This is a genomic window from Caballeronia sp. INML3B, from assembly GCF_023631305.1.
Taxonomy (GTDB): Bacteria; Pseudomonadota; Gammaproteobacteria; order Burkholderiales; family Burkholderiaceae; genus Caballeronia; species Caballeronia turbans.
Window position 1 is genome coordinate 42,774 of record NZ_JALQDI010000048.1, and the last position, 24,163, is coordinate 66,936.

General features: G+C 62.2%; 20 protein-coding genes and 2 pseudogenes. 7 read left to right on the forward strand and 15 right to left on the reverse strand.

What is annotated here, in order from left to right; translation table 11 throughout:
* The first annotated feature begins 8 nt into the window (after window positions 1-8).
* The 5 genes from NCS58_RS21875 (at window position 9) to NCS58_RS21895 (ending at window position 3,920) form a co-directional block, all read left to right on the forward strand.
* Window positions 9-764 (forward strand): Asp/Glu racemase, encoded by a 756-nt coding sequence (locus NCS58_RS21875; RefSeq protein ID WP_061121426.1) that lies wholly within the window; start codon window positions 9-11, stop codon window positions 762-764.
* Window positions 765-778: 14 nt separating this feature from the next.
* On the forward strand, window positions 779-1,609 hold the full coding sequence (locus tag NCS58_RS21880; protein ID WP_061121465.1) for an alpha/beta fold hydrolase: 831 nt from the start codon (window positions 779-781) through the stop codon (window positions 1,607-1,609).
* Window positions 1,610-1,624: 15 nt separating this feature from the next.
* Window positions 1,625-2,665, forward strand: coding sequence for a hypothetical protein (locus NCS58_RS21885; protein WP_061121425.1), 1,041 nt, complete (start codon window positions 1,625-1,627; stop codon window positions 2,663-2,665).
* Window positions 2,662-3,273, forward strand: a complete 612-nt coding sequence (locus NCS58_RS21890; RefSeq protein WP_061121424.1) for an N-carbamoylsarcosine amidohydrolase — start codon at window positions 2,662-2,664, stop codon at window positions 3,271-3,273. Before NCS58_RS21885 ends, NCS58_RS21890 begins: the two co-directional genes overlap by 4 nt.
* Before the next feature lie 404 nt (window positions 3,274-3,677).
* On the forward strand, window positions 3,678-3,920 hold the full coding sequence (locus NCS58_RS21895; RefSeq protein ID WP_061121423.1) for a hypothetical protein: 243 nt from the start codon (window positions 3,678-3,680) through the stop codon (window positions 3,918-3,920).
* Between the two features lie 166 nt (window positions 3,921-4,086).
* On the opposite strand, the gene NCS58_RS21905 is transcribed toward NCS58_RS21895, so the two are convergent.
* The 12 genes from NCS58_RS21905 to NCS58_RS21960 all read right to left on the reverse strand — a co-directional run bounded on the left by NCS58_RS21905 (window position 4,087) and on the right by NCS58_RS21960 (window position 17,090).
* Window positions 4,087-7,287, reverse strand: coding sequence for an EAL domain-containing protein (locus tag NCS58_RS21905; RefSeq protein ID WP_250477565.1), 3,201 nt, complete (start codon window positions 7,285-7,287; stop codon window positions 4,087-4,089).
* 238 nt (window positions 7,288-7,525) lie between these two features.
* The gene (locus tag NCS58_RS21910; protein WP_061119072.1) at window positions 7,526-8,518 is read right to left on the reverse strand and encodes a GlxA family transcriptional regulator; all 993 of its coding nucleotides are present in this window, start codon (window positions 8,516-8,518) and stop codon (window positions 7,526-7,528) included.
* A complete protein-coding gene (locus tag NCS58_RS21915) occupies window positions 8,515-9,300 on the reverse strand; it encodes a CbtA family protein (protein WP_061119071.1) in 786 nt (261 codons plus the stop codon). The genes NCS58_RS21910 and NCS58_RS21915 overlap by 4 nt, the downstream gene beginning before the upstream one ends.
* Before the next feature lie 13 nt (window positions 9,301-9,313).
* A complete protein-coding gene (locus NCS58_RS21920) occupies window positions 9,314-9,523 on the reverse strand; it encodes a CbtB domain-containing protein (protein WP_061119070.1) in 210 nt (69 codons plus the stop codon).
* A gap of 29 nt (window positions 9,524-9,552) precedes the next feature.
* Window positions 9,553-9,888: a nitrile hydratase accessory protein gene (locus NCS58_RS21925; protein ID WP_061119069.1), complete on the reverse strand. Its 336-nt coding sequence runs from the start codon at window positions 9,886-9,888 to the stop codon at window positions 9,553-9,555.
* Window positions 9,889-9,898: 10 nt separating this feature from the next.
* A complete protein-coding gene (nthA, locus tag NCS58_RS21930) occupies window positions 9,899-10,522 on the reverse strand; it encodes a nitrile hydratase subunit alpha (protein WP_061119068.1) in 624 nt (207 codons plus the stop codon).
* 31 nt (window positions 10,523-10,553) lie between these two features.
* A complete protein-coding gene (nthB, locus tag NCS58_RS21935; protein WP_250538880.1) occupies window positions 10,554-11,297 on the reverse strand; it encodes a nitrile hydratase subunit beta in 744 nt (247 codons plus the stop codon).
* Window positions 11,298-11,325: 28 nt separating this feature from the next.
* Window positions 11,326-11,829 (reverse strand): DUF1097 domain-containing protein, encoded by a 504-nt coding sequence (locus NCS58_RS21940; protein WP_061119066.1) that lies wholly within the window; start codon window positions 11,827-11,829, stop codon window positions 11,326-11,328.
* A gap of 34 nt (window positions 11,830-11,863) precedes the next feature.
* A complete protein-coding gene (locus tag NCS58_RS21945) occupies window positions 11,864-12,832 on the reverse strand; it encodes a GTP-binding protein (RefSeq protein ID WP_061119065.1) in 969 nt (322 codons plus the stop codon).
* A gap of 488 nt (window positions 12,833-13,320) precedes the next feature.
* On the reverse strand, window positions 13,321-14,571 hold the full coding sequence (locus tag NCS58_RS21950) for an acetamidase/formamidase family protein (protein ID WP_061119064.1): 1,251 nt from the start codon (window positions 14,569-14,571) through the stop codon (window positions 13,321-13,323).
* A gap of 39 nt (window positions 14,572-14,610) precedes the next feature.
* Window positions 14,611-16,191 carry an amino acid ABC transporter permease/ATP-binding protein gene (locus NCS58_RS21955; protein WP_061119063.1) on the reverse strand — a complete coding sequence of 527 codons (1,581 nt, stop codon included), beginning with the start codon at window positions 16,189-16,191 and terminating at the stop codon, window positions 14,611-14,613.
* 17 nt (window positions 16,192-16,208) lie between these two features.
* Window positions 16,209-17,090 (reverse strand): ABC transporter substrate-binding protein, encoded by an 882-nt coding sequence (locus tag NCS58_RS21960; protein ID WP_061119099.1) that lies wholly within the window; start codon window positions 17,088-17,090, stop codon window positions 16,209-16,211.
* 290 nt (window positions 17,091-17,380) lie between these two features.
* On the opposite strand from NCS58_RS21960, the gene NCS58_RS21965 reads away from it, so the two are divergent.
* Window positions 17,381-19,738 (forward strand): acetamidase/formamidase family protein, encoded by a 2,358-nt coding sequence (locus NCS58_RS21965; protein ID WP_061119098.1) that lies wholly within the window; start codon window positions 17,381-17,383, stop codon window positions 19,736-19,738.
* 79 nt (window positions 19,739-19,817) lie between these two features.
* Here NCS58_RS21965 and NCS58_RS21970 read toward each other — a convergent pair.
* The 3 genes and pseudogenes from NCS58_RS21970 to NCS58_RS21980 all read right to left on the reverse strand — a co-directional run.
* Window positions 19,818-19,957: pseudogene (locus NCS58_RS21970) on the reverse strand (diguanylate cyclase); the annotation flags it as partial.
* 719 nt (window positions 19,958-20,676) lie between these two features.
* A pseudogene (locus tag NCS58_RS21975) lies at window positions 20,677-21,326 on the reverse strand (fumarylacetoacetate hydrolase family protein); the annotation flags it as partial.
* A 286-nt stretch (window positions 21,327-21,612) separates the two neighbouring features.
* Entirely contained in the window at window positions 21,613-22,518 is a 906-nt protein-coding gene (locus NCS58_RS21980) for a LysR family transcriptional regulator (protein WP_061119097.1), read from the reverse strand.
* Window positions 22,519-22,737: 219 nt separating this feature from the next.
* Between NCS58_RS21980 and NCS58_RS21985 the strand changes: the two genes are divergently transcribed.
* On the forward strand, window positions 22,738-24,138 hold the full coding sequence (locus tag NCS58_RS21985; protein WP_061119096.1) for an MFS transporter: 1,401 nt from the start codon (window positions 22,738-22,740) through the stop codon (window positions 24,136-24,138).
* The last annotated feature ends 25 nt before the right edge of the window (window positions 24,139-24,163 follow it).

Below are 24,163 nucleotides of genomic sequence, written 5' to 3' on the forward strand. Positions count from 1 at the left end.
TATTCGACATGCCCGCAAAGACTTATCGCATCGGCCAGATCGTCCCGAGTTCGAACACGACGATGGAAACCGAAATTCCCGCCATGCTGACGGCGCGCCAAAGCATCCAGCCGGAGCGCTTCACGTTTCATTCGAGCCGCATGCGGATGAAGAAGGTCGTCAAGGAAGAACTCGCGCAGATGGACGCGGAATCCGACCGCTGCGCCGTCGAACTGTCGGATGCGCGCGTCGACGTGCTCGGTTACGCGTGCCTCGTCGCGATCATGGCGATGGGACGCGGCTATCACCGCGCGTCGCAGCAACGCTTGCAGGCGCACACCGCCGCGAATGGCGCCGATGCGCCTGTCGTTACCAGCGCGGGCGCGCTCGTCGATGCGCTCGAGGTGATGAAAGCGAAGCGCGTGGTCGTCGTCGCGCCGTACATGAAGCCGCTCACCGAGCTGGTGGTCGATTACATCCGGCATGAAGGCTTCGAAGTGATCGACTATCGCGCGCTCGAAATTGCCGACAACCTGGAAGTCGCGCGCCATGATCCGCGCAATCTGCCGGACATCGTGAAGACGCTGAAGTACCACGACGCGGATGCCATCGTCCTGTCCGCCTGCGTGCAGATGCCGTCCCTGTCCGTCGTCCCGATGGTCGAAGCGATGACCGGCAAGCCCGTCGTGACCGCCGCCATCGCCACCACATATGCGATGTTGCGGCAGCTCGACTTGCGGCCCATCGTGCCGGGCGCCGGGGCGCTCCTTTCCGGCGCTTATTGAGCGAGGGCGCAGCGATGCAATCGACGTTTTTGTACGGCGCGAATGTCAACGCGAACGGCATACGCCAGCATTATCTGCGCTATGGCGGGGCGAGCGGCCCGCGCATGGAGCGCGATGCGGTCGTGATCGTGCCGGGCATCACGAGTCCCGCGGTCACATGGGGTTTCGTCGGCGAGCGGCTCGGCAGGCACTTCGACACGTATGTGCTGGATGTGCGGGGCCGCGGCTTGTCGAGCGCATCGCCGGAACTGGATTACAGCCTCGACGCGCAAGCCGGCGACCTGCTCGCTTTCATCGACGCAATCGGGCTCGGGCGCGCGAGCGTGCTCGGGCACTCGATGGGCGCGCGCATCGCCTTGCGCGCGGCGGCACGCTCGCAACGCGGCACGCTCGCGCGGCTGGCGCTCGTCGATCCGCCCGTGTCGGGTCCGGGACGACGGGCGTATCCGTCGGCGTTGCCGTGGTATGTGGATTCGATCGCGCTTGCACGCAATGGGCTCGATGTCGAAGGCATGCGCCGCTTTTGCCCGACGTGGACGGAAGAGCAACTGCGCCTGCGCGCCGAATGGCTGCATACCTGCGACGAACGCGCCATCCGCACGAGCTTCGAAGGTTTCCATACCGACGACGTTCACGCCGACATGCGGCACGTGAAGCAGCCCGCGCTGCTGATGGCGGCGGGCCGTGGAGACGTGATCCGCAGCGAGGACATCGACGAGATTCGCGGTTTGCTGCCGCACGTCGAAGTCGTCAAGGTGCCGGAGGCCGGCCACATGATTCCGTGGGACGACGAGGAAGGCTTCTATCGGGCCTTCGGTTCGTTCTTCGGCGCAGCGCTCGAATAACCATCGCACATCATCATGCCAATTAGCGACTACCAACTTGTCGAAGCCTGGAAGCAGGTGCTCACGCTCTCGCGGCTCGAACCGCGGCAGACCGTGACCATTTTGACCGGCGCGGCGACGCATCCGCAAACGCTCGCGTGCGCGTTGATCGCGACGCAGTCGATGGGCGCGGTCGTCAACCGGCTCGACTTGCCGCCCGTCAACGGCGAGAAGGCGCTGAGCCGCGACGCCCTCGCCTATCTCGGCGAAACGCCGCTCACCGGCAACCGCGCGGCGATCGCGGCGCTCAAGGCGAGCGACCTCGTGCTCGATCTGATGACGTTGCTTTTCTCGCCCGAACAGCACGACATCCTCGCGTCGGGCACGAAGATTCTGCTCGCTGTCGAGCCGCCGGAAGTGCTGGTCCGCATGACGCCGACGCCCAATGACCGAACGCGGGTTCTCGCTGCGGCGAAGCGGATCGAAGCGTCGCGCGAAATGCGCGTGACGTCGAAAGCCGGTACGGATCTGACTTGTCCGATGGGCGAGTTTCCGGCGATCGCCGAATACGGTTTCGTCGATGAACCCGGCCGCTGGGATCACTGGCCAAGCGGATTCGCGCTGACTTTCCCGAACGAAGGCGGCGCGAACGGGCGCATCGTGATCGATCGCGGCGACATTCTCTTGCCCCAGAAAACCTATTGCGCCGAGCCGATCGTGCTGACGGTCGAAGCCGGTTATGCGCGCGAGATCGAAGGCGGCGTCGACGCCGACCTGCTGCGCGAATACATGGAAACCTTCGATGACCCCGAGGCCTACGCGATCTCGCACATCGGCTGGGGCCTGCAGAAGCGCGCACATTGGTCCACGCTCGGCCTGTACGACCGTGAAGCGACACTGGGCATGGACGCCCGCGCGTTCGACGGCAATTTTCTGTTCTCCCTCGGGCCGAACAACGAAGGCGGCGGCAAGCGCACGACCGCCTGCCATATCGACATTCCGTTGCGACGCTGCACCGTCTCGCTCGATGGCGTGGACGTCGTGCGCGACGGTAAAACCGTGGAGGATGAACAATGAACGACGCCGTCTATGCACGTCAGGGCTTCGGGCAAACGCTGGAAATCACAGGCCCGATCGGGCTGTTGATCATCGACTTCGTGAACGGTTTCGCCGATCCGGCGGTGTTCGGCGGCGGCAACATTCCCGAAGCGATCGAGAACACCGTGCCGCTGCTGAAGGCGGCGCGCGAAATGAAATGGCCGGTGGCGCATAGCCGCATCGTCTACGCGGACGATGATTCCGATGCCAACGTGTTCTCGCTCAAGGTGCCGGGCATGCTGACGCTCAAGGAAGACACCCCGGCAAGCGCGATCGTGCCGCAGCTTGCGCCTGCACGCAGCGAACTCGTCGTGCGCAAGAACGTGCCATCAGCGTTCTTCGGGACATCGCTGGCGGCGTGGCTTGCGATGCGGGGCGTGTCCACGCTCGTCGTCGCGGGATGCGTGACCAGCGGCTGTGTACGCGCAAGCGTCGTCGACGCGATGCAGTACGGATTCCGTCCTGTGGTGCTGTCGGACTGTGTGGGAGATCGCGCGCTCGAGCCGCACGAGGCCAATCTCTTCGACATGCGGCAGAAATACGCTGCAGTGATGACGTCAGCGGAACTGCTGGCGTCCGTTCGCTGAAGGGCGGCGTTCGACGGCACCGGGCTACGCGAGTTAAACAATGGTCCGGTCTGCGCGAAGTTGCCCTGACCGTTGCGCTCTGCACCTGATATGCAGCGCGACTTCCCAGCCCTTCGGCAACCGTTGACTGAGGCGAACCGTCATTGCGCCGCCGGCTTCCGCCAAGCGGCGAGGTAGCAGCACTGATACCAATAGCCGTATTCCTTGAAATGCGAAGCCGGCCGCGTTGACTAAACCGAGACAGAAAAGAAGCCCACCGATAGGCTCGGGCGGCCGGGTTTCCCAAAAAGACGCAGAGTTGAATTCGCGCCGCAGGAAGTCGCGCCCTAGCGCTTCGCCCCGGAAGAAACTGCAGACCCGAGCCGCAGACGTGGCGGGTTCAACCCTTTGCGCCTGACCGAGGGATGAGTTTTTCCGACCTCAAGGAAACCGGCATGCGTATTGCGCAACGTCACCATCGCCCGAAACGATCTGACGGAGAACACATCATGCGACTGCTTACGACAAAAGACGGCCTGCCGCGGCTGTCGTGGGGTTCCATCATCGCTGGAGTGATCCTTTCGATGATTGTCTATCTGATCATGAGTGCGCTCGGCACAGCCATCGGTGCATCACTGCTGGCGCCGTTGTCGAAACCAGACCCGTGACCCGCCGAAAAAAGCCGACGAACCTTTCCTGCGCGTAAGTCCGCATATCCTCGCCGACGGCCTCCGACTGCATAGCTGCACGCTCTACACTGATGCTCAACAGTTCTACGAAGCGCCGGCCTTGTTGAATAGCTAGTCGGGACTCGCATGTGGCGATGGGATCGCCTCAAGCCGGCGAAGCATCGAGCGCCTCGTCTTGCCGCGCCCTGTTCCACAGCACTAGTTCTTCGGCTGGGATCGCCGGTGCGAACAGGAAGCCCTGCAACTCATCGCAGCCGATCTTGCGCAATACCTGCGCTTGATGGCCGGTTTCCACACCTTCGGCCACCACGCGCAAACCAAGCTCATGCCCAAGATCGACGATCGCCTTGACGATGGCAAGATCAGCGGACGCGTCGAGCATGTCTCGCACGAACGCGCGGTCGATCTTCAGACGGTCGAGCGGAAACCGGTTCAGATAGCTGAGACTCGAGTAGCCGGTGCCAAAGTCGTCGAGCGAGAGCTTGACGCCTAGCCCGCGAATGGCGTGAATGGCTTGCGCGTAGTGTTCGGCGCCATCCATGAGAACCGTCTCGGTGATTTCGAGTTCCAAGCAATGCGGCGGTACGCCATGCGCGAGCAGACTCTTGCCAAGCGCCGCAACGAGTTCCGGCTCGCGTAGCTGGATCGCCGAAATGTTGACAGACGCGCGTATTTCGAGGCCCTCTTCGTCGCGCCAGGCGGCGAGCTGTCGGCATGCTTCCTCGATCACCCACGCGCCAATGGAAACGATGAGGCGCGTGTCCTCCGCCACCGGGATAAACACCGCCGGACCGATTTCACCCAGTACCGCGCTCTTCCAGCGCAGCAGTCCTTCGACGCTCGCGAGCGCACCGGACCGCGCTTCGAGGCACGGCTGCCACTCGAGCCGCAACTCGCTGAGATCAATAGCCGTGCGCAAACCCGTTTCCAGCGCGAGCCGATGACGCGCCTGTTCGGCCATGTCGGCCGCGAAAAACTTGACCTGATTTCGTCCGGCAGACTTGGCCTGATACATCGCGGCGTCGGCGTTCTGCATCAATGTATCGATGTCTTCGCCATCATCCGGGTACAGTGCGACGCCGATGCTGCTTGCAACCTGCAGTGTCAACCCGCTCACTTCATGCGCTTCGCGAAGCAGCGGGAGTAGCCGCTGTGCGATGCTGCGCGCCACTTCGCTCGCGTGACCGACTCCGTTGAGCAGTACCGTGAACTCGTCTCCGCCCAGGCGGCTCACGGTGTCGTGGGTGCCGACCGCATTGAGCAGGCGTCGCGACACGGACCGCAACAAGCCGTCACCGATGTGATGCCCGAGCGAATCGTTGATGTTCTTGAAACGGTCGAGATCGATGAACAGCACCGCGACGCGCTGCCGCGTTCGCTGCGCTGCTGCAATGGCGACCCCGAGTTTCGCGGCAAAGAGTGCACGGTTGGGCAGTTCGGTGAGCACGTCGTGCTGCGCGAGAAACTGAATGCGCGCTTCGCTCTTCTTGCGGTCCGTGATGTCGATAAGCGTGCAGATGTAATGCGATACGGTGCCGCGCTTGTCGTGTACTGCGCTGATCATGAGCCACGCCGGATAGTCACCGCCCTCGCGGCGGCTTATTTGCGCCTCCCCGTGCCACGTACTGCTGCGCCCGACGCGTTGCAGGAGGTTACCCAGCGGGCCGTTTTCGTCGTCCTGCGTCTGCGTGTCGATGAAGGCCGGCGGCTTGCCCGCCACGTCGTCCATCCGATAGCCAGTTGCGCGAAAGAACGAAGGATTCGCGGTGAGCAGATGCGCCTCGGCGTTCAGGATGACGATCGCCTCGGACGATGCCTCGAATACCTTGCCCCACAGTTCCAGCCGCTGCTCCATGAGCTTGATCTGATTGATCGGCGTGAAGGCGGTGAGAATGGCGTCGCGTCCCTGGAAGTCGAGACGGCGCGCAGACAGCATCGCCCAGCTCGGCTGAGAGGTGGCTTTCCAGTGAACTTCGAATTCGTCGATGGCTTCGCGGTCGGAAAGTTGCTGAAAAAAGCGCGCGCGGGTGGCGGAGTCGAGGCCCTGAGCCCACGGGTCGGTGCTGCTTCCATTGAGCCAGAAGAGTCCTGGAGCATTGGCGTGCAATACCTCGTGGCCGGGAATAGCGGTGACTACCATCGGCACGGGCGTGGCTTCCACGAGCGCTGATTGCGCGGCTGACGCGCGGGCGGTCGCCGCCAATTCCTTCTGCACGACGCGTTCGCGGTCCAGCTGCGCAAGCATTTCGTTGAAGCCGCGCACGAGTTGGCCGATCTCGTCCTGACTGTCCCAGTCGGCGCGCTTCGTGTGATCGCCGGTACGGCGCACCACATCCATTACGCGCGCGAGTTTGCGTAGCGGCGACGAAATCTGCTGCGCGACGCAATAAACTAGCGTAAGGATGGCGCACAGCAGGAAAAGCGCCGTCCCCAAATGCAGCCACATGCGCGAAAACAGGGCGTGCACGCGCGCATGCAGCAGGCCGTCGAGCTGCTCGCCGGTATCGCGCCAGAGGTCGTCTACGCTTTGAACCAGCGCTTGCTGCGCGCTGTCGACGATCATCAGCACCGCTGCATCCGGCGCCACGTTGTCGTCCACCACCACCCGCGCCGCATGCCTGAATGCCTCGACGGCAGTGCGCATACGATCGAACGACGGGGTGAGCGTGCGCTCGAATTGACGATTGGCCGCCCCCGCCTCGGCGTAGTCCGACCGCAAACCCTGCATGACGCCGTCGAGTTGCCCTTCGAGGACCAGATAGCGCGAACGCACTTCCTCTCGCGAGCGCGCGTGAACGCCGTTGTGCAGATGGCGGCCGATGCTGTTCACCGCGGTCAGCAGTGCGGGATAACGCAAGATCGAGAGCGACATCGCGTAGTAGCTGTCGAGATCCGGGTCGAGAATCAGGTTCGACTGATTACCGATGCGCGTTATCAAATCGCGGGAGGCGGTCAGCGCCTGGTCCGTCGACGCGATCCTGAGTTCACGCTCGTGCGCCATCGTCTGCAGAGCGGTCCGCAGCGCGTTGCTGGGCTCTGCGCTTCCCATCTGCGCGCCGTATTGCTGCTCGGCACGAACGAGCCTGTCGACCTCTGCATCGAGTTGCGCCGCCGTCGGCGGTTTGCCCGCGCCCGCCATTGCGATGGACGTGATGCTATGTTCCACCTCGTGAACATACGCGTTGCCGACAATCTCCTTGTTTGAAAAATCAATCGCCAGATACTTTTCGTGAATCAGAATCCCGCTGATGTAGATCACCGCGCTCAGATCAAGCAGGTAGATGAGCAGCAACTTGTGCCCCACGCGCAAACGCGCGAGCAGCTTGAAGAAAGGATTCCGTTTCATGGGCGAGACGTTTGCAAGCGTGCGAGAAAAGTCATGCAGGCGGGCGCTCGCAGGGCAGCGAATGGCCGCCGGCGATCGCGTTCGCCCACCTATCTATTACGCCTCTTACGGCTCGCCAAAATTAACCTTTAATTAAAGTTTTAATGCGCCGATTAGCCCCGAAGAAGTGCATGGCCATGCACGCGTTTAGTGCCAGAAAAGTCAATCTCAGCGCATCATCCCGGCATGGCGAGACACATCAAACCGCACTAAGCGACTCTTGCTTGTTCCTCGATCTGAACCGGTTGCGATAATCGACCGGACTAATCTGCAGACGGCGCAGGAACGTACGGCGAAATTTGTCGGTGTCCTCGAAGCCGCATCGGTGTGCGATGACTCTCAGCGGCAAGTCCGTGGCTTCCAGGTAGCGCCGCGCGGCATCGATGCGCGCATTGGCGAGATAAGTCATCGGCGTGATGCCGCAATCCTTTGCGAAGATACGCGAGAGATTGCGCGCGCTCATATGCACGCGTTCGGCGAGCGACGCTACCGTATGATCCACATGCAGGTTATCCAGCATGAATTGCTGGACCTCGATAGTCTGCGAACCCGGCGAAGCCTGCGTTTCCAGCAGCGGACTGAACTGGGACTGCCCGCCCGAGCGCCGCAGATAGACGATCAGATACTTGGCGACATCGAGCGCCATTTGCCGACCGAAGTCGTCTTCGATCATCGCGAGCGACAGGTCGATGCCCGCCGTGACACCGGCCGTCGTGTAGATGCTGCCGTCGCGAACGAAGATATGATCCGGCTCGATGCGCGCCTTCGGAAAAGTGCTGGCGAGCCGGGGCACGTCCATCCAGTGAGTCGTCACCAGTTTGTTGTCGAGCAGCCCCGCCGAGCCGAGGGCGAACAACCCGTTGCAGATAGCGGACACGCGGCGGCACTGCCGATGCTGCGCGCGCAGCCAGTTGCTCAGCGCCGGATCGTCGAAGGCGTCGAAGATGCCGAGCCCGCCCGGCACGATGATGGTGTCGAACTCCGGGCAGGGATCGAAGATCGTACGATCCGGCACGGTCGTCAGGCCGCTCGACGATTGGACCGTGCCGCGCGTCGTGCCGACCATCATCATTTCGTACTCGCACTCGCCTCCGCTCAGCACCTTGACTTCGGCGAACGCATCCTTCGGCCCGGCGATGTCGAGCAGTTGAAATCCAGGAAAGACGAGCATTCCGACCTTGATGCGTTTCATCGCGGATATCCGGATCCTCTGAGAACAGGCTTGTTCATGGGCATGCCTCGACGCGCGCGCGCTGCGCCGGGCAGCGCCATGCGTTCTGCCGCCACACCGAATGCCGCGCCGATGACCGTCCAGATAATCGCCTGCATGCCGATCGACGCCACCCGGAACTGCCACAGCAACGTGGCGGGAAACTCGGCGGGCACTTCGTCGATAGCCGGCAACAGCGCGAGCATCGCAGCAGTCATGATCGCGAAAGCCAGCAGACCGGCGAGCGTCGCGTCGGCATCGCCCCATTTGCGCGACAGCGCTTGGCGCAAAGCTATCGACAGCAGTGTAATGGCGACGGAAATCCCCATGCAGAAAAAATAAAGCGCGGTGCGAATGCCGATGGTTTCCGGGGCGCCCACCGAAGGCGGATTCGGCGGGTATTTCAGCGCCGGCAGCACCACCAAGGCGGCGAAAGCCGCGAGCGCAAGGCATGCCGCAAGCGGCCGCGCGCCCATGCTTCCCGCGCGTCCCCACGCATAGGCAAAGCACAACGCAAAGAGGCCACCGAATGCAGCGCCGTACGCGAGTACGCCGGTCAGCAAGCCCACGCCGGCTTGCGTTTCACGACTGACGATTTCAGGCTCGGGCGCATCTCCTGCGTGAGCGTGCTCGTGTGCTTCATGGGCCTCGAAAGCGATCGCGCGTTCGACCTGCGGCTCGCCCGCCACTCGCGCGAAGCAGAACGCCAGCAGTCCCGCGATGAGGCCCACGAGCATGCCGCGCATCAACAGTTTGCCGACCATCGTCGTCTCCTCGTCAGTGGCAGGGGAAGCCCAACAGATGGCGTCCGTCATGCACGAACTCGTGAATGGCGGTGCCCTGAAAGATCGCGGTAGCACCCTGCTCCGCGCCGACGAAATACAGCGCCAGCAGCATCAGCAATCCGCCAAAGATCATCCACGGCAGCAGTTCGCGCAGCGGAATCGGTTCGAACGTGTCAGTGGAATGCAGGACAGCTTGATTCATGAAGTACCTCCGGAAGAGTCAGAAAAATGTCAGCGGCTGCGCGCCGCGACGATAGCTTCGATCTCTCGGCGCGACAGCACGCCGCTCGTCTCGACCACGTTCAGCAGCGCTTCGAGAAAACGTTCGTAGTAGTCCCAGCGCGGCTGATTCGCGCATTCGATTGCTTCCCACTTCGCGATGGACGCGATCAGGCTCTGGCGAAAGTCCTCCCACTCGAAACATCCCGCCTTCGATAGCGAGAGCGCGAGGCCGAACACATCGCGCTCCCAGCGATTGGTGAACAGCAGCTTGCCGTCGAGACGCGGCGGCGAATCCGGTGCGCCGAGCATCGACGCGGCAGCGTATTCTTCGAAACGCGTGAACATGACACGCTCCTCAGGCTGCGGGCGCTTCGACGAGTGCAACGCCCATCATCGACTCGGGCGTAACGAGCGCGGCGAGTTCTTCCTCACTCAGATGCTCCGTGTTTGCGGGGCGCTCGGGCACCACGAACCAGCGAATCTGCGCGCTGCTGTCCCACACCTTCACCTCCTTCGTGGCGGGCACCTGTACGCCGAATTCCTGCAAGACGGCGCGCGGTTCGCGCACGCCGCGCGCGCGAAATACCGGGTCCTTGTACCAATACGGCGGCAAGCCGAGCACCGGCCACGGATAACACGAACACAGCGTGCAGATGATCAGGTTATGCACGTTCGCATCGTTCGCGACCGCGGCCATATGCTCGCCTTCCGCGCCCGTCATGCCGAGTGGAAGCGAGAGTTCGGCAATCGCCTTCGGCGTGTCCTCGACGAGACGCCTCGCGTATTGCGGATCGACCCATGCGCGCGCGACGATCTTCGCGCCGTTGAACGGGCCGGCCATCGTCTCGAAGTGTTTGAGCACGACATCGACGGAGTCGGTGGCAATCACGCCTTTTTCGATCAGCAAGGCTTCCAGCGCACGCACTTTGGCGGCGCTCGATGCTTCGCGGTCGTCGGAAAATTCGAAGAGTTGGCTCATGGGTTCGCTCGTGGTTGGCTTGTATTCGAGTTCATTCGGCTGCCTGCACGTAGGCTTCGTACAGGTCGGCGTAAATGGTCGTGTTCGGCTCGCTTTTGCCGGCGCCCCAGATCGACGCGGCGTCGAAGGCAACGCGATATACAGGCATCGGCGCGCCGATACCGTCCGCGCCCGTCGAGACGAAATAGGAGAACGCGCCGGGATAGACGAGATCCACCACGCCGGTCTTGTTGCGCAGATACCCCGGCAAGCGCGTGTGGTCCACCGCTTCGGGATCGGCAATACGCACGACATCGCCAGCTCGAAAGCGCGCCGCGCCGTCGAGCGCGTGATAGCCCGAGTCGCCGTTCTGCAGATAGGCGTCAATCTGCGCGGCGAGTTCGGCATTGGGGCGATCGGGTAAAGGCGCGTCCGGGTGCGCGCTGTAGTGGGCGGTTTTCTCTGCGAGTTCCTCCGCCGACACATACCCCTGATCGACGAAGAACTGAGTGATGCCGCCGAGCCATTTCTCGTAGTAGCGATATTTGAAGTACTCGAACGGCTGCATGTCTTCGGCGCCGGTGCGCAGCGAGGCCCAGGTCCAGTTGCTTTTGAAGGCGGTGGGCAGCGTATCGACCGGATAGCGATGCGGCGCGTCCGACAGATGCGCACTCTCCGCCATAATGACCGTATGAATGCCGAAGATGCGCTTTTCCCATGGCTCGACGAATACGCGCTTTTCAGTGCTGACCGGCCCCAGATTTTCGATGCCGCCAAGATGATGTTGTAGCTTCACGTTGTGCTCCGCTTGAATAGGAACGGTCTCATCCGAGCCGATGCTCGCGTCTGAATTGCAGGGCTTCGCCGACGACTTCCGAGACGAAGCCGAAGACTGCGCCGGTAACGAGCGCGGCGGCCGCGATCAGCGCCGGATTGCCGATGCCCGCCGTCGTGATCGCCTTGCCTGTGGCCACCATCGTGCCGACGGTCGAGGCGAAGCCCCAGACGATCGCAGGCAAGACGTCGAGCAATTTGATCTTGGATGCCTGAACCATCGCCGCGCTGCCGATGCCAACCAGCACCGCCACCGCGATCGCGCCGCCGCTCGTCGTCGCAATGCAGAGCAAGGTAAGCGAAGCGATCACGAGTCCCGTGAGATTCGACGCCACGCTCTTGACGAAGCCCGCGCGCCCGCCGCCGAGCACGAAGAACGACGCCCAGGCGATGAACGTCACCCAGACGGGAACCGGAAAGATCGTGCCGGTGAGCCATGTATCGACGACCGCCAATACGCCGATGCTCACCGTGTATGCCTCTGGCTTTTTCATGCGTAGCTCCTTGAAGAAGAAATGAATGAAGGCTTCAGTTCATGCAACTCAGAAGTCCATCGCGCATTCGCGCGGCGTCGATGTTGCGGCCAATCATCACGAAACGGCTCTCTCGTGTTTCGTCGCGCATCCACGCACGGCCGAACGTGGTGTCGAGCAACATATGCACGCTATGAAAATGCAGGCGTCGCGGTTCGTCGTGCATGTTGAGCACGCCTTTCATGCGAAGAAGCTGTGTGCCTTGCGTTTGCACGAGCTGATTGATCCACCGGTTGAAACGCGTCGCATCGATGCCACCGGGCACCACGATCGCGCACGATGCAATGCTGTCGTCGTGTTCGTGATCGTGGCTGTCTTCGTCGAGCAGTTTCGGCTCGATGGCAAGCAGGTTGTCGACCGAAAAGCTCCGCGTGCCGAAAAGCGCATGCGCGTCGATCCTGGAACGCTGCGCGTACTCGATGCGTGCAGTCGGATTGAGCCGGCGAATCCCGGCGACGAGCGCATCGACGGCATCGGACGAAACGAGATCGGTCTTGTTGACGACGATGCGGTCCGCGAACACCACTTGCTCCCGCGCGATATCGTCATGAAGCTGGGCCCGCGCGTGCATCGCATCGACCACGGCGACGACCGATTCCAGTTCCACGCGCTCGCGCAGGTCGGGATCGGCGAGAAAGGTCTGTAGCACCGGCGCGGGATCGGCGAGGCCCGACGTTTCGATGATGAGCCGCTCCAGGCGATCGCCGAAGCGCATCAACATGTCGCGCACGCTGGCGACGAGATCGGTGCGGACCGTGCAGCAGACGCAGCCGTTGTTGATCTCGATCACGGCGCGTTCATCGGCGACGATCAACTGGCCGTCGATACCGACTTCGCCGAATTCGTTCACGACGATGCCGATCTGCATCGGCCGCGTGGATTCGAGCAGATGATTCACGAGTGTCGTCTTGCCGGCTCCAAGGAAACCGGTAATGACGGTGGCAGGCACTTTGGCGGGTCGCATGAGGGCATCCTTCGCGTGCGTCGATTAGGAACGCCTACCCTTTAGCGGCTTCCGTTCCGGTTTCCCGCGCGTGGCCGCAATCGGGCGATACTTGGCGCGGCGTGCCTGACCGCATGTCCGTTGTCTTCCAAAGTGACACGGACGGACAAAAGCGCAGTTAAGGCGACGAAACAGATTGGTGCGCGACGCGCATCGCCGAAGTGCAGGCGATGCCCTCTTCTCGCCCGCCGACACGAGCGGACGCGACCAGCCAGTCCCTTCGTGAGAGATTCGTGAACGTTATGGATAGATGGACAGGCCGCTCGTCTCAGTTATGCAAGCGATGCGGCAACGACGTGACGCCGCGCAGGTGGTTGCGCGTTCAGCGCCAAGGCATCCAGTGCGTGCTTGACTCGACCAATCAAGTCGCCGGATTGACAGGGGAGGTATCGGAGGTCCTGAATCGCGCCGATCAACGCTTTATCCGTTCGATCTCAACCTGACGAAGATCAACTCTTCTTGTAGTTCGCAAACACGTCCTTGCGGATCGAACCATGTACGCCCCAGTTCGCGTCGACCACCTGCGTCACGCCGAAGTCCGCCGCTACCGACATCAGCGCAATGGCTTCGTCTTCGCTCAAACCATGCACCGTCATCAGGAAGCGGCGTAGCTTGCGAAAGGCGTCGCGCATGGCTTTGTCGAGGCTCGCATGCTGCGCCACTTCTACCTGCGCGCTAGTCCCGAGTTCGGCCAGATAGTTGGGGAACGTGAAGCCATACACCGACCATTGCTGATCTGTCTCGAGCAGCGGATGCGTGAGCCCTTCGAGCAGCGTGCCTTCGAGGTCCGCTTTCTTATGCAGGATGAATTCGAAGTCCCCCGTCAAGGATGTTTCGATCGCCGTGCCGCCTAGCTCGCTGTCGCCCTGCGCGGCGTGCGGGTCGCCCACGGAGAAGAGCGCGCCCTCGACCGCCACCGGGTAATACATGGTCGCGCCCCGGCCGATGCGCCAGTCATCGATGTTGCCGCCCGTGTAGCTCGGCGGAATGGAACTGACATAGTCCGCTTCGGCGGGCGCGACGCCCATGGTGCCGAAATGCAGTCGCGCCGGCACGCGGATATCCGGCAAGATGTTTTCGCGCTTCGTCACGAGCCGGTGATCCACCTGCACGCCGGGATAATCGATAGTCGCATGCACGATGCCATCCGGGTCGGTCTGCGGCGTCCACACATAGTTGTAGACCGCGCGCGCATACGGTTCGCCGGAAGTATCGAGTTCGAAGATGGTCACCACTTCGCGCGGCTTCGGCTCCTCGATCAGATCGTGATACTGAAAGCCCCACGACGCGGCCACGTTCGAGCCGAAGCACTTGCCTGCATGACACGCGCTGCAACTGGGCCGCGGCCTGACATCGAGGATGCGCACTTCGAGCACGTCGCCAGGTTCGGCGCCTTCGATTGCCACCGGACCGGTCAGCAGATGCACGCCCACGCCTTCGCCAGCGCCCAGGCGGAACGGTCCTTCGGTCGGACCCGCGCCGCGCCGCGAAACGGCCTTGTGCTCGCGCGTCCATTCGAACACGCTTTGCGCGCCCGGATCGCCCGCGATCATGCGCTCGTGGTCGTCGTTGGCGTGATGCGTCAGCGTTTCGATGGTGGCGCGGTCGCCCGACTTGAGCGTGAGGCGCGGTTCTACCCGTTTGCTGAAGTATCCCCAATGCACGGTGGATGATGAAACGGGCAGCGTGTAATGCTTCATTGAATCGTCCTTGGCAAGTGGGTGTCTTATCGATGTGATTCAGTGCACGGTTTCGAGCGTGCTGCCCGCGCCCATCACGTTGAGAAAGCGCGCCGTCAACGGATGATGCGGCTGCGTCAAAACCTGATGCGCGGATCCGTCCTCCACGACGGTCCCGCCGCTCAGGAACACGACGCGGTCGGCCACTTCATCGGCGAAGCGCAACTGATGCGTCGAAATGATCATCGTCAGGCCATCGTCGAGCGCGAGGCGGCGGATCACTTCGAGCACTTCGCCCACGAGTTCAGGATCGAGCGCGGAAGTCGGCTCGTCGAGAAGCAGCACGCGCGGATTCGGCGCCAGCGCACGCGCAATCGCCACGCGTTGTTGCTGGCCGCCGGACAGATGACGCGGCAGAGCATCGGCGCGATGCGCGAGGCCCACGCGTTCGAGCAGGGCATCCGCGCGTCGGTTGGCATCGGCGAGCGTCGCGCCATGCACCCAGACGAGCGGCAATGCAATGTTCTCGCGCGCCGTCAGATGGCCGAAAAGATTGAACTGCTGGAACACCATGGCGACGCCAAGACTCGCGCGCTCCTTCGCAAGCTCGCGCGGATTCATGCGCCGCCCGTCATCGCGAAAGCCGAGACGACGTCCGCCCACGCGTATCTCGCCTTGTTCCCACTGTTCCAGATGATTGATGCAGCGAAGCAGCGTGCTCTTGCCCGAGCCGCTCGGTCCGAGCAACGCGACGACTTCGCCGGAGCGGATGTTTAGATCGAAGCCATTGAGCACCGGCTGCTCGCCGTAATGCTTGTGTACGCCGTTTATCTGCACGGCGGTACTGTTACGAGACAGCGCGTCGTAACGGCGTGCGCGGTCGCCGGGTGTGACGGGCGCCGGGACGAAGACAGGTGGCAGATCGGTCGGGCCTGCGGGCGTCGGTACAGGCGCGCTCCGGCGTCGTCCCCAGAAGCCGCCGCGCGTGCTGGCGCGGTCCAGATCGAGCGCGCGTTCGATCATCAGCTGAATAGCGGCAATCGCGCCCGTCAGACACAAATACAAGAGACCCGACGCAAAGAAGATCGAAAAGAAGTCGAACGTCGACGATGCAAGCTGCGTGCTGCGCAAGGTCAGCTCACCCACAGAGATAACCGAAGCCAGCGAAGAGTTCTTCAACGCGCTGACGGTTTCGTTGCCGAGCGCGGGAATCATCGAGCGAAGGGCCTGCGGCGCGATGATCCGGCGCATCAACACGGAAGGCGTCATGCCGAGCGCCTGCCCCGCGAGCGTCTGTCCGCGATCCACGCCGAGCACGCCCGAGCGGAATATCTCCGCGATGAAAGGCGCTTCGTTCGCGGCGAGCGCGAGGCCCGCCGCGCCGATGGCGCTCAGCTTGATGCCGATATGCGGCAGGGCGTCGTAGGCGAACACGAGTTGCAGAATCAGCGGCGTGCCGCGAAAAATCACCGTATAGCCGCGCGCGATGGCCGCGAGCGGTCCGATTCGGCTCAGTTGCATGGCGGCAAGGACGAGTCCCAGCACGAGCCCGCCCGCGAGTCCGAGCAAGGTGACGGCGATCGTGAAGCGGATGCCGTCGAGCAGATAAGGCAGGCCGAGATAGTGAAGGAACAGGTCCATAGCCGATGCTTCCGCGCTTACTTCGCAACGACGAGTTGCGGCGTCGCGAGATTCTCGACGCCGAGGCTCCACTTCTTGAGTAGCCCGGACTGCGCGCCGCTCTTCTGAATGGCGACGAGCGCGGCCATCACGGCATCGCGGAAATCGGGCTTGTCCTTCGGCACGCCGATGCCCACGAAGTACGGCAAGGTCACGGCGGTCGCTTTCTCCAGCTTGTCCGGATACGCCTTCACCGCCTGGTCGACCGTGTTCACGTCGTTGATGTACGTATCGGCGCGGCCCGCGAGAATGGCCTGGATGCAGTTGGCGTTGTTGTCGTAAAGCTGCACGGTGGCTTCGGGCTTGCCGGCCGCCTTGCATTGCGGCGCCAGCGCCTGAATCAGCGGCACTTCCACATAGCCCGTGTTTTCGGCGGCGGTCGTGCCGCACATCGACGTGTTGATGCCGGTGATCTTCTTCGGATTGCCCTTGGCGACGAGTACGCCGTCGAACACCTTCGAGTACGTGATGAAGTCCGCGGCCTTGGCGCGCTCCTCGGTCGCGTAGATATCGGAGATAACGATATCGGCCTGACCGCTCTGCAAGGTCGTGAGCAGCGCGGCGAAGGTCACGGGCTTGTAGGCAATCGTGAAGCCGAGGCATTGCGCGATCAACTCGCCCAGATCGATATCGAAGCCGATGTACTTGCTCGGATCGTTCGGGTCGAGCGCTTCATAGCCCGGCGTATGTGGGTTGATCGCATTGGTGAGTGTCTTGCCCTTGAACTGCGGGTACTTCGCCTGCAACGCGCTGCATTCTGCGGGCGCGGCGGCGTGCGCCTGTCCCGCGAAGGCGAACAACACCGCGCACAGCGCGCCAAATCCTGCGCGAGATAACCGGCCCACGAGATTCCTTTGCATCGATACGCTCCTGACGGCTGACGACGATTGACTTGCGATGCCCAGAGCGTAGGCGACCGAAATCTCGCGAACTTGACTGGCTGCGCACAACTGCTGGTATTGGCGTGCACGCTCATCCAAGAACGCATGACGCAGCGCGTCGCGTGATGCGCGCAAGTGCAGGCGTGCGCCGCGATGGCGCATGTATGCACTGTCTTTGATACGCGACGCACCCGGCGCCGTAAGCAGCGCGATGGCGTGAAGGTTGCTTTTGGAATGCTTTTCCTGCTTCGCCTATCGTGGAGTTTTCGTTGAACCTGTCGCGCTTCACCACCGAGTCGTATCCCGAGTTCGAACGCCGTCATGAATGGAACGCGGCGCTCGCACGTCTCGGATGGCGCAGCAAGATCGAAGGCGGCGAACGCGGTCTGCACGGCACGCTGACCTCGCGCCTGTCGGCGGGCGGGATCGAATTCACGACCATCGCCTCGGCCGCGCAGACGCTGCAGATGAGCGCGGATCATGCGGACAGTCTCATGCTCGTGCTGCTGATCGATGGCGACGCCACGCTCATCGCCGATGGTCTGCGCGAGCGAGTGAGCCCGCATGACATCGTGTATGCAGCGCCGGGACAGAGCGCGTCACTGGTTTTCGCGGGACGCTTTCGCGCGTTCATCGTGCGGGCGCCTAAGAGCGCCATCAACGCGCGTGTCATCTCGCCGCTCTCGTTGCGCGTGGCGTTGCTGCCGGGCGCGACGGGCATCGGCCACATCTTCTCGGGCTTTCTGCGTTCGGTCGTGGAAAGCCTCGAAACGCTGAGCGCGCAGGAGTTGCGTCCCACCGAACTCGCGCTCGCCGAAATGCTCGTGGCCTGTCTTGCCGGACAGGAACGCAAAGGTTCGTTCAACGGGCTGACGCCGCCGCAGTCGGCGTTGTTCGCGCGCCTGTGCCGCTTTATCGAAACGCATCTCGCCGATTCAGCCCTGAGCGTGACCTCGCTCGCCAAAGACGAACGCGTGTCGCCGCGTTACGTGCAGAAGCTGTTCGAACTCGCCGGACAGAGTTTCTCGACTTATGTGCGCTCGCGCCGCCTCGAACGCTGCCGCGCGGAACTGGCCGATCCGCTCTCGGAGAAAGTCTCCATATCCGACATCTGCTTTCGCTGGGGCTTCAACGATCCGGCGCACTTCAGCCGCGTGTTCCGCGAGCGTTATGGCGCATCGCCCCGCACGTTCCGGCACGAAGCGAACCTGGAACTCGCGCGCCATCTCGTGCATTCGCTATCGCGCGGGCTGCCGGTGAACGCCGCGAGTCTGGTCGCGCAAGCGCGCAGTGAAGAGACGGGCGACACGCTCGTCGCCGTGCGCGAAGAAAGCGATGCCGTGCAAGCGCGGCCCGCGCGGACGGGCGGCAGGCCGCGGCATCATTTGCTGCGGGCAACGGCGAACACGGTGCACTGGGGCTATTTCAGCCACGATCTCAAGCCCGTGCTCGAAGTCGCGAGCGGCGATACGGTGACGGTCGAAGCGCTCACGCAGCATGCGTCGGATGACTGGGACCGCATGATCGCGGGCGATCCCGGCGCGGAGAGCGTGTTCCACTGGACACCCGAACGCAAGAACGTCGACCGTCGCGGCGCGGGCCCGATGAACGCCTCCATCTATGGACGCGGCGCGGGCGAAGGCTTCGGCGTGCATATCTGCACCGGGCCGATTGCGGTGACGGGCGCGGAACCGGGCGATGTGCTCGAAGTGCGCATCGTCGATATTCATCCTCGCCGCTGCACGAATCCGAAGTTCCACGGCCGCGCGTTCGGCAGCAACGTTGCGGCGTGGTGGGGCTTTCATTATCGCGAGCTGCTCACCGAACCGAAGCCGCGCGAAGTCGTAACCATCTACGAGATCCACACGGACGAAGCGCGCGACGACAGCGCCTATGCGCGCGCCGTCTACAACTATCGCTGGACGCCGCAGCGCGATCCCTTCGGCGTGCTGCATCCGATCATCGATTATCCCGGCGTGCCGGTGGACCACGCGAGCGTGGTCGAGAATCACGACGTGCTGAGGAACGTGACCATTCCCGTGCGACCGCACTTCGGCGTGATCGGCGTGGCGCCGCAGCAGAACGGTCTGATCGATTCGATTCCGCCTTCGGCCTTCGGCGGCAATCTCGACAACTGGCGCGTGGGCCCGGGCGCAAGCGTGTTTCTGCCGGTCGGCGTGGCCGGCGCGCTCTTGTCAATCGGTGACCCGCACGCGTCGCAAGGAGATTCCGAGTTGTGCGGCACGGCCATCGAATGCTCGCTCACCGGCGACTTCGAACTGATCCTGCACAAGAAGTCCACGCTTGCCTCGCAGTCGTTCGCGGACCTCACCTATCCGCTTGTCGAAACCGCCGATGAATGGGTGCTGCACGGCTTCAGCCATCCCGACTATCTGGCCGAATTCGGCACCAGCGCGCAAAGCGAGGTCTATCAGAAGTCCACGCTGGATCAGGCCATGCGCGATGCCTTCATCAAGACGCGGCGGTTTCTGATGTCCACCAAGGGACTCACCGAAGACGAAGCCATCTCGCTGATGTCGGTGGCGGTGGACTTCGGCGTCACGCAAGTCGTCGATGGCAACTGGGGCGTGCACGCGATCATCCGCAAGGCGTTGTTCACGGATTAAGCGCGGACTCGCGCTTCTTGCAGGCCCGGCTTCTACCCGACACAGCCACGGTTTCCAGCATGAGACTACGTCACCGCGTTCATCTAACCTCGACACGATTACGCCCCGCCGCCTTCGCGTGATACAACGCCGGTCCGCGCGCCGCATGAGCGCATTCACGTCGCGCTCACCGGCCTCGCGTGTCGCCACGCCGATGCTCACCGTGAAAGGAATCGCCTTCGGTCCCACATCAGCGCTTTCTGGATCTCGGAGTAATAAATTCTCGGTCGCTGCTTGATATGCAACACCTCCGCTGCTCACGCAGATTCTAGGTGTTGCATCGACCGGTTGAATCCGCCCGCCGACTACAGCCAGATACCAGCCGGCGGCAGACCGGGAGCCGGCTACCACATGGCCAACGGCTGTCATTAAGCCCTCGGAAGGCGTTCACGGGTCGTTCTACAACGGAACGCTGTCAACGGCCTTGTCGCTCGACACAGATATCCCAGCTCACCAGCGGGCGAAATGCCGATGCGCAAACGTATCGAACGATACGCGTGCTGGCCCCATTCGCATGCGTGATCGACCACGTGCGCTGCCCGGTGAGCCTAATACTCCGATCCAACGTCGGGTAGCCGACTGCCGACAGTCGGGCGCTCCCCTTCCCGGCGCGACGCCTCATGTGGAGCATCCGCCGCAGCCCGATCGGCGGCTTCTGATGTACTTGTCGATTGCAATTCGATTTCCACGGCGCCTTGTGGCCCGGCGGCTGGCGACGCGGCAAAGGGAGATAGTCGGAGAAGGCCGGCAGTAGTCCAGTACGCGGGACCTTACAAGCAGGCGAGTTTCCAGACCTCTTCGTCACAAGTTGCAAACGGCAAGGCTTGGCAAGGTGCCTGCTTGAGCCGCTATCGACATGCTCGTGCAGGCGGCCAGCGAAAAAACGCGGAGAGTTTTCATCATTTGCTGGCCCCCGTCGCCGCTGCGCCCGCCGACTTCGGCCCCACGCGGAACTCGAACCCAGCTATCCCCTCAACACCGCCCGAACAACATCACCGGGATGCAGCGGACCGACACCAGCGGGAGTGCCCGAGAATATGATGTCGCCCGGTTTCAAAGCTACCGACTGCGAAACGTACCTCACGATGTCAGCGACCGGCCAGACCATTTCGCTTAGATCGCTCTCTTGCTTAACCTCACCATTGACGGCGAGCCAGATCCGACCGGTCGTTGGGTGACCGATTTGACTCACAGGGCGAAGCTGCGTAACCGGAGCGGACGCATCAAACCCTTTCGCCCAGTCCCACGGCCGGCGTTGTGCCTTGGCTTGCGCCTGAAGGTCTCGGCGCGTCAAATCGACGCCGACTGCATAGCCCCATACATGTGTAAGTGCCTGCTCTGTCCTTATCTCGAACCCCTCTTTTCCGATCGCAGTCACCATCTCGATATCGAACTGAAAATCCGACGTGAGCGGTGGGTACGGCACAACACCTGTAGCGTCAATCCCGGCGTCCGCAGGTTTCTGAAAAAAGAACGGCGGCTCTTTGTCCGGGTTGCCACCCATTTCTCTAGCATGCTCCGCGTAGTTCCGTCCTACGCAGAACACGCGGGTTGACTAATGCACGCCCCACGCCCCTTTGCCGGTACAGCCCCAGGCTGCGGGCTGCCGCTTTGTGTGAGGTGATCTGACCGCCGAACCCCGGCCGAAAGAAGTACCGCCCCATGTCGATGCTTTCGCACACGAGCCTACGGGGATGCCCACAGGAGCTCGCAAAAATTGGTGCGCGGTTGAAAGTGTGGTTCTCTTTCGGCTGCGTGGCGCGACGACGGCACCGCGCTAGCGAACCTCTTTCCTAAACCGAATTGCTCTTCGACCGAACCGTTGCGTTCAAAGCCTAATTCATGCTCAGAAATAGATCGGCCACGACCGAGCGCAGCCAGCGATTACCCGCCTCGTGATGGTATTTCGCGTGCCAATGCTGGCGCACTGCGAACTTATCAACCGGAAACGGACACGTATGGGCGGTTAAGTCGTTCACCCTCGCCAGCGTTTCACCAATGTTGCGCGGCAAGGTGGCAATGAGGTCGGTGGACTTGACGATCGATCCAAGCCCGAGCATCCCAGGAAGCTCAAGCACAACATCACGCTCAATGTCCTCGCGCAGAAGGGCCTGCTCTAACAGTTGCGTGCCCGTTCCTGCGGCAATGATGACGTGCCCCTCGCTGCGATACTGTTTGAGAGTCAATCTTGCACGTATACGTGGATGGCTCGGATTGACCAGGCAGACCCAGTCCTGCATGTAGAGCTGTTGTTGAAACATACCGCTTCCGAGCCACGGGACATACCCGATTGCCAGATCGGCTTCGCCCGATTCGAGCGCGCGTTCCGTGTTGCCGTCAATTCGCGCGGCCTCCAGCCGGATGCCCGGCGCTTGTGCACGTACGTGCGCAAGCATTCGCGGAAGCAGCGTGATGTGACTCGCATCGGTCATGCAAATGCGAAACCGCCGCTTCGCTGTCATCGGATCGAACGAAAAATCCCACGCGGAAAACCGACGCAACGACTCCAGGATTTCCCGACATGGCCCGATCAGGGCGTCCGCCTGCGGCGTAGGCGTCATGCCGCCTGGCGTGCGGACAAACAGCGGATCCTGTAGATGATCGCGCAGGCGCGCAAGCCAGATGCTGACTGTTGGCTGAGCCTGTCCCAACTGCTCGGCTGCGCGGGTGACGCTGCGAACGTCGTACAGCAAATCGAAAAGCTGAAGCAACTTGAGATCAGGCAACTCAGAGGTAGTCACGGTGGTCATTGTTCGACGCAATGTCCCTATTGTAATCATTGCATTGCAAGGGCGAAAGCAACTGCGTATCTTGATTTTGGATTTGAGTGGTCGAACGCGTTGCAACCGCCAGACCATGTCACCAGAGACGCAGCCGACGATGCTGCTCCAGTTAAGTCGAATCAGGAGACGTTCATGGAACAAGGACTGCCACGTCAAGGCGGGGTGAACGACGGGCTCATGGATGAGCGAGCCCGAAAGCAGGCACGCAAGGCGAGAGCCAGCGGATGGATCGGGTCCGCCTTGGAGTACTACGATTTCTTCATTTACGCGCAGGCTGCCGCACTGATTTTTCCTCAGATCTTTTTCCCTAAAGGTGATCCCAAGATTGCAATCGTCGCCTCGCTCGCGACGTACGGGGTGGGCTACGTGGCACGCCCCATCGGCGCTTTCGTCCTGGGGCACTGGGGCGACACGCACGGTCGCAAGACTGTGCTGCTGATCTGCATGTTTCTCATGGGCGTTTCCACGATGGCCGTCGGCCTGTTGCCGACCTATCAATCGGTGGGCGTCCTTGCGCCGGCGCTCCTGGTGATTTTGCGGCTCGTTCAAGGCTTCGCGGTGGCAGGTGAAATCTCCGGCGCCAGTTCGATGATCATGGAGCAGGCACCATTCGGTCGGCGCGGCTACTTTGCGAGCTTCACGCTGCAGGGTGTGCAAGCCGGCCAGATTCTCGCGGCCGCCGTTTTCCTGCCGCTCGCTTACTACATGCCTGAGGACGCGTTTGTCGCGTGGGGCTGGCGCATTCCATTTCTGCTGAGTGCGGGCGTTCTGATTGCCGGCTTCGTTATTCGTCGTGAAGTCGATGAGACGGCTGCATTCACGAAGGAAGATGCCAGCGGCCAAGTTGCTCGTGCGCCGGTTCTCGAAGCATTCAAGTACAGCTGGCCCGACATGCTTCGTGTCGTGTGTATGGCTTTCATGAACGTGATCCCGGTCGTCACGACGATCTTCGGTGCCGCATATGCCGTGCAGCCTTCCTACGGAATCAACTTCCATGCAAGTGTGTATCTGTGGATCCCGGTGGTGGGGAACATCGTAGCGGTACTCGTCATCCCATTCGTCGGAAATCTCTCCGATCGCATTGGACGCCGCGTTCCGATCATTTTCGGTGCCCTTGCATCTGGCTTGCTGTCTTACGCGTATCTTTACGCGATCAGCATCCACAATCTTCCGGTCGCCTTCGTCATGTCGATCCTGATGTGGGGCGTGGTCTACCAGGGCTATAACGCGATCTTCCCGGGTTACTATCCGGAGCTGTTCCCAACACGCTTTCGCGTGTCCGCTATGGCAATCGCGCAGAACATCGGCACCACCATCACGGCCCTGCTTCCCGCGCTTTTCGCGGCCGTTGCTCCCCCTGGATCGCATAACGTTCCTATGCTGATCGGCTCCATCACACTCGGCGTCACGGTCATCTCGGCGCTGGCCGCATGGAGCGCACGGGAGACCTATCGCGTGCGTCTCAGCGATCTTGGCAAGAAGGATGCGGTGCCCATTCCAAAAGAGCAGTACGACCAGTTGCGCGAAGAGGCGCTAGACGAGGTGCGACTCGCAAAGGCGGCGATGCAGACCCGCTGACGCGTTGAGCGGGCACCTCAAACGC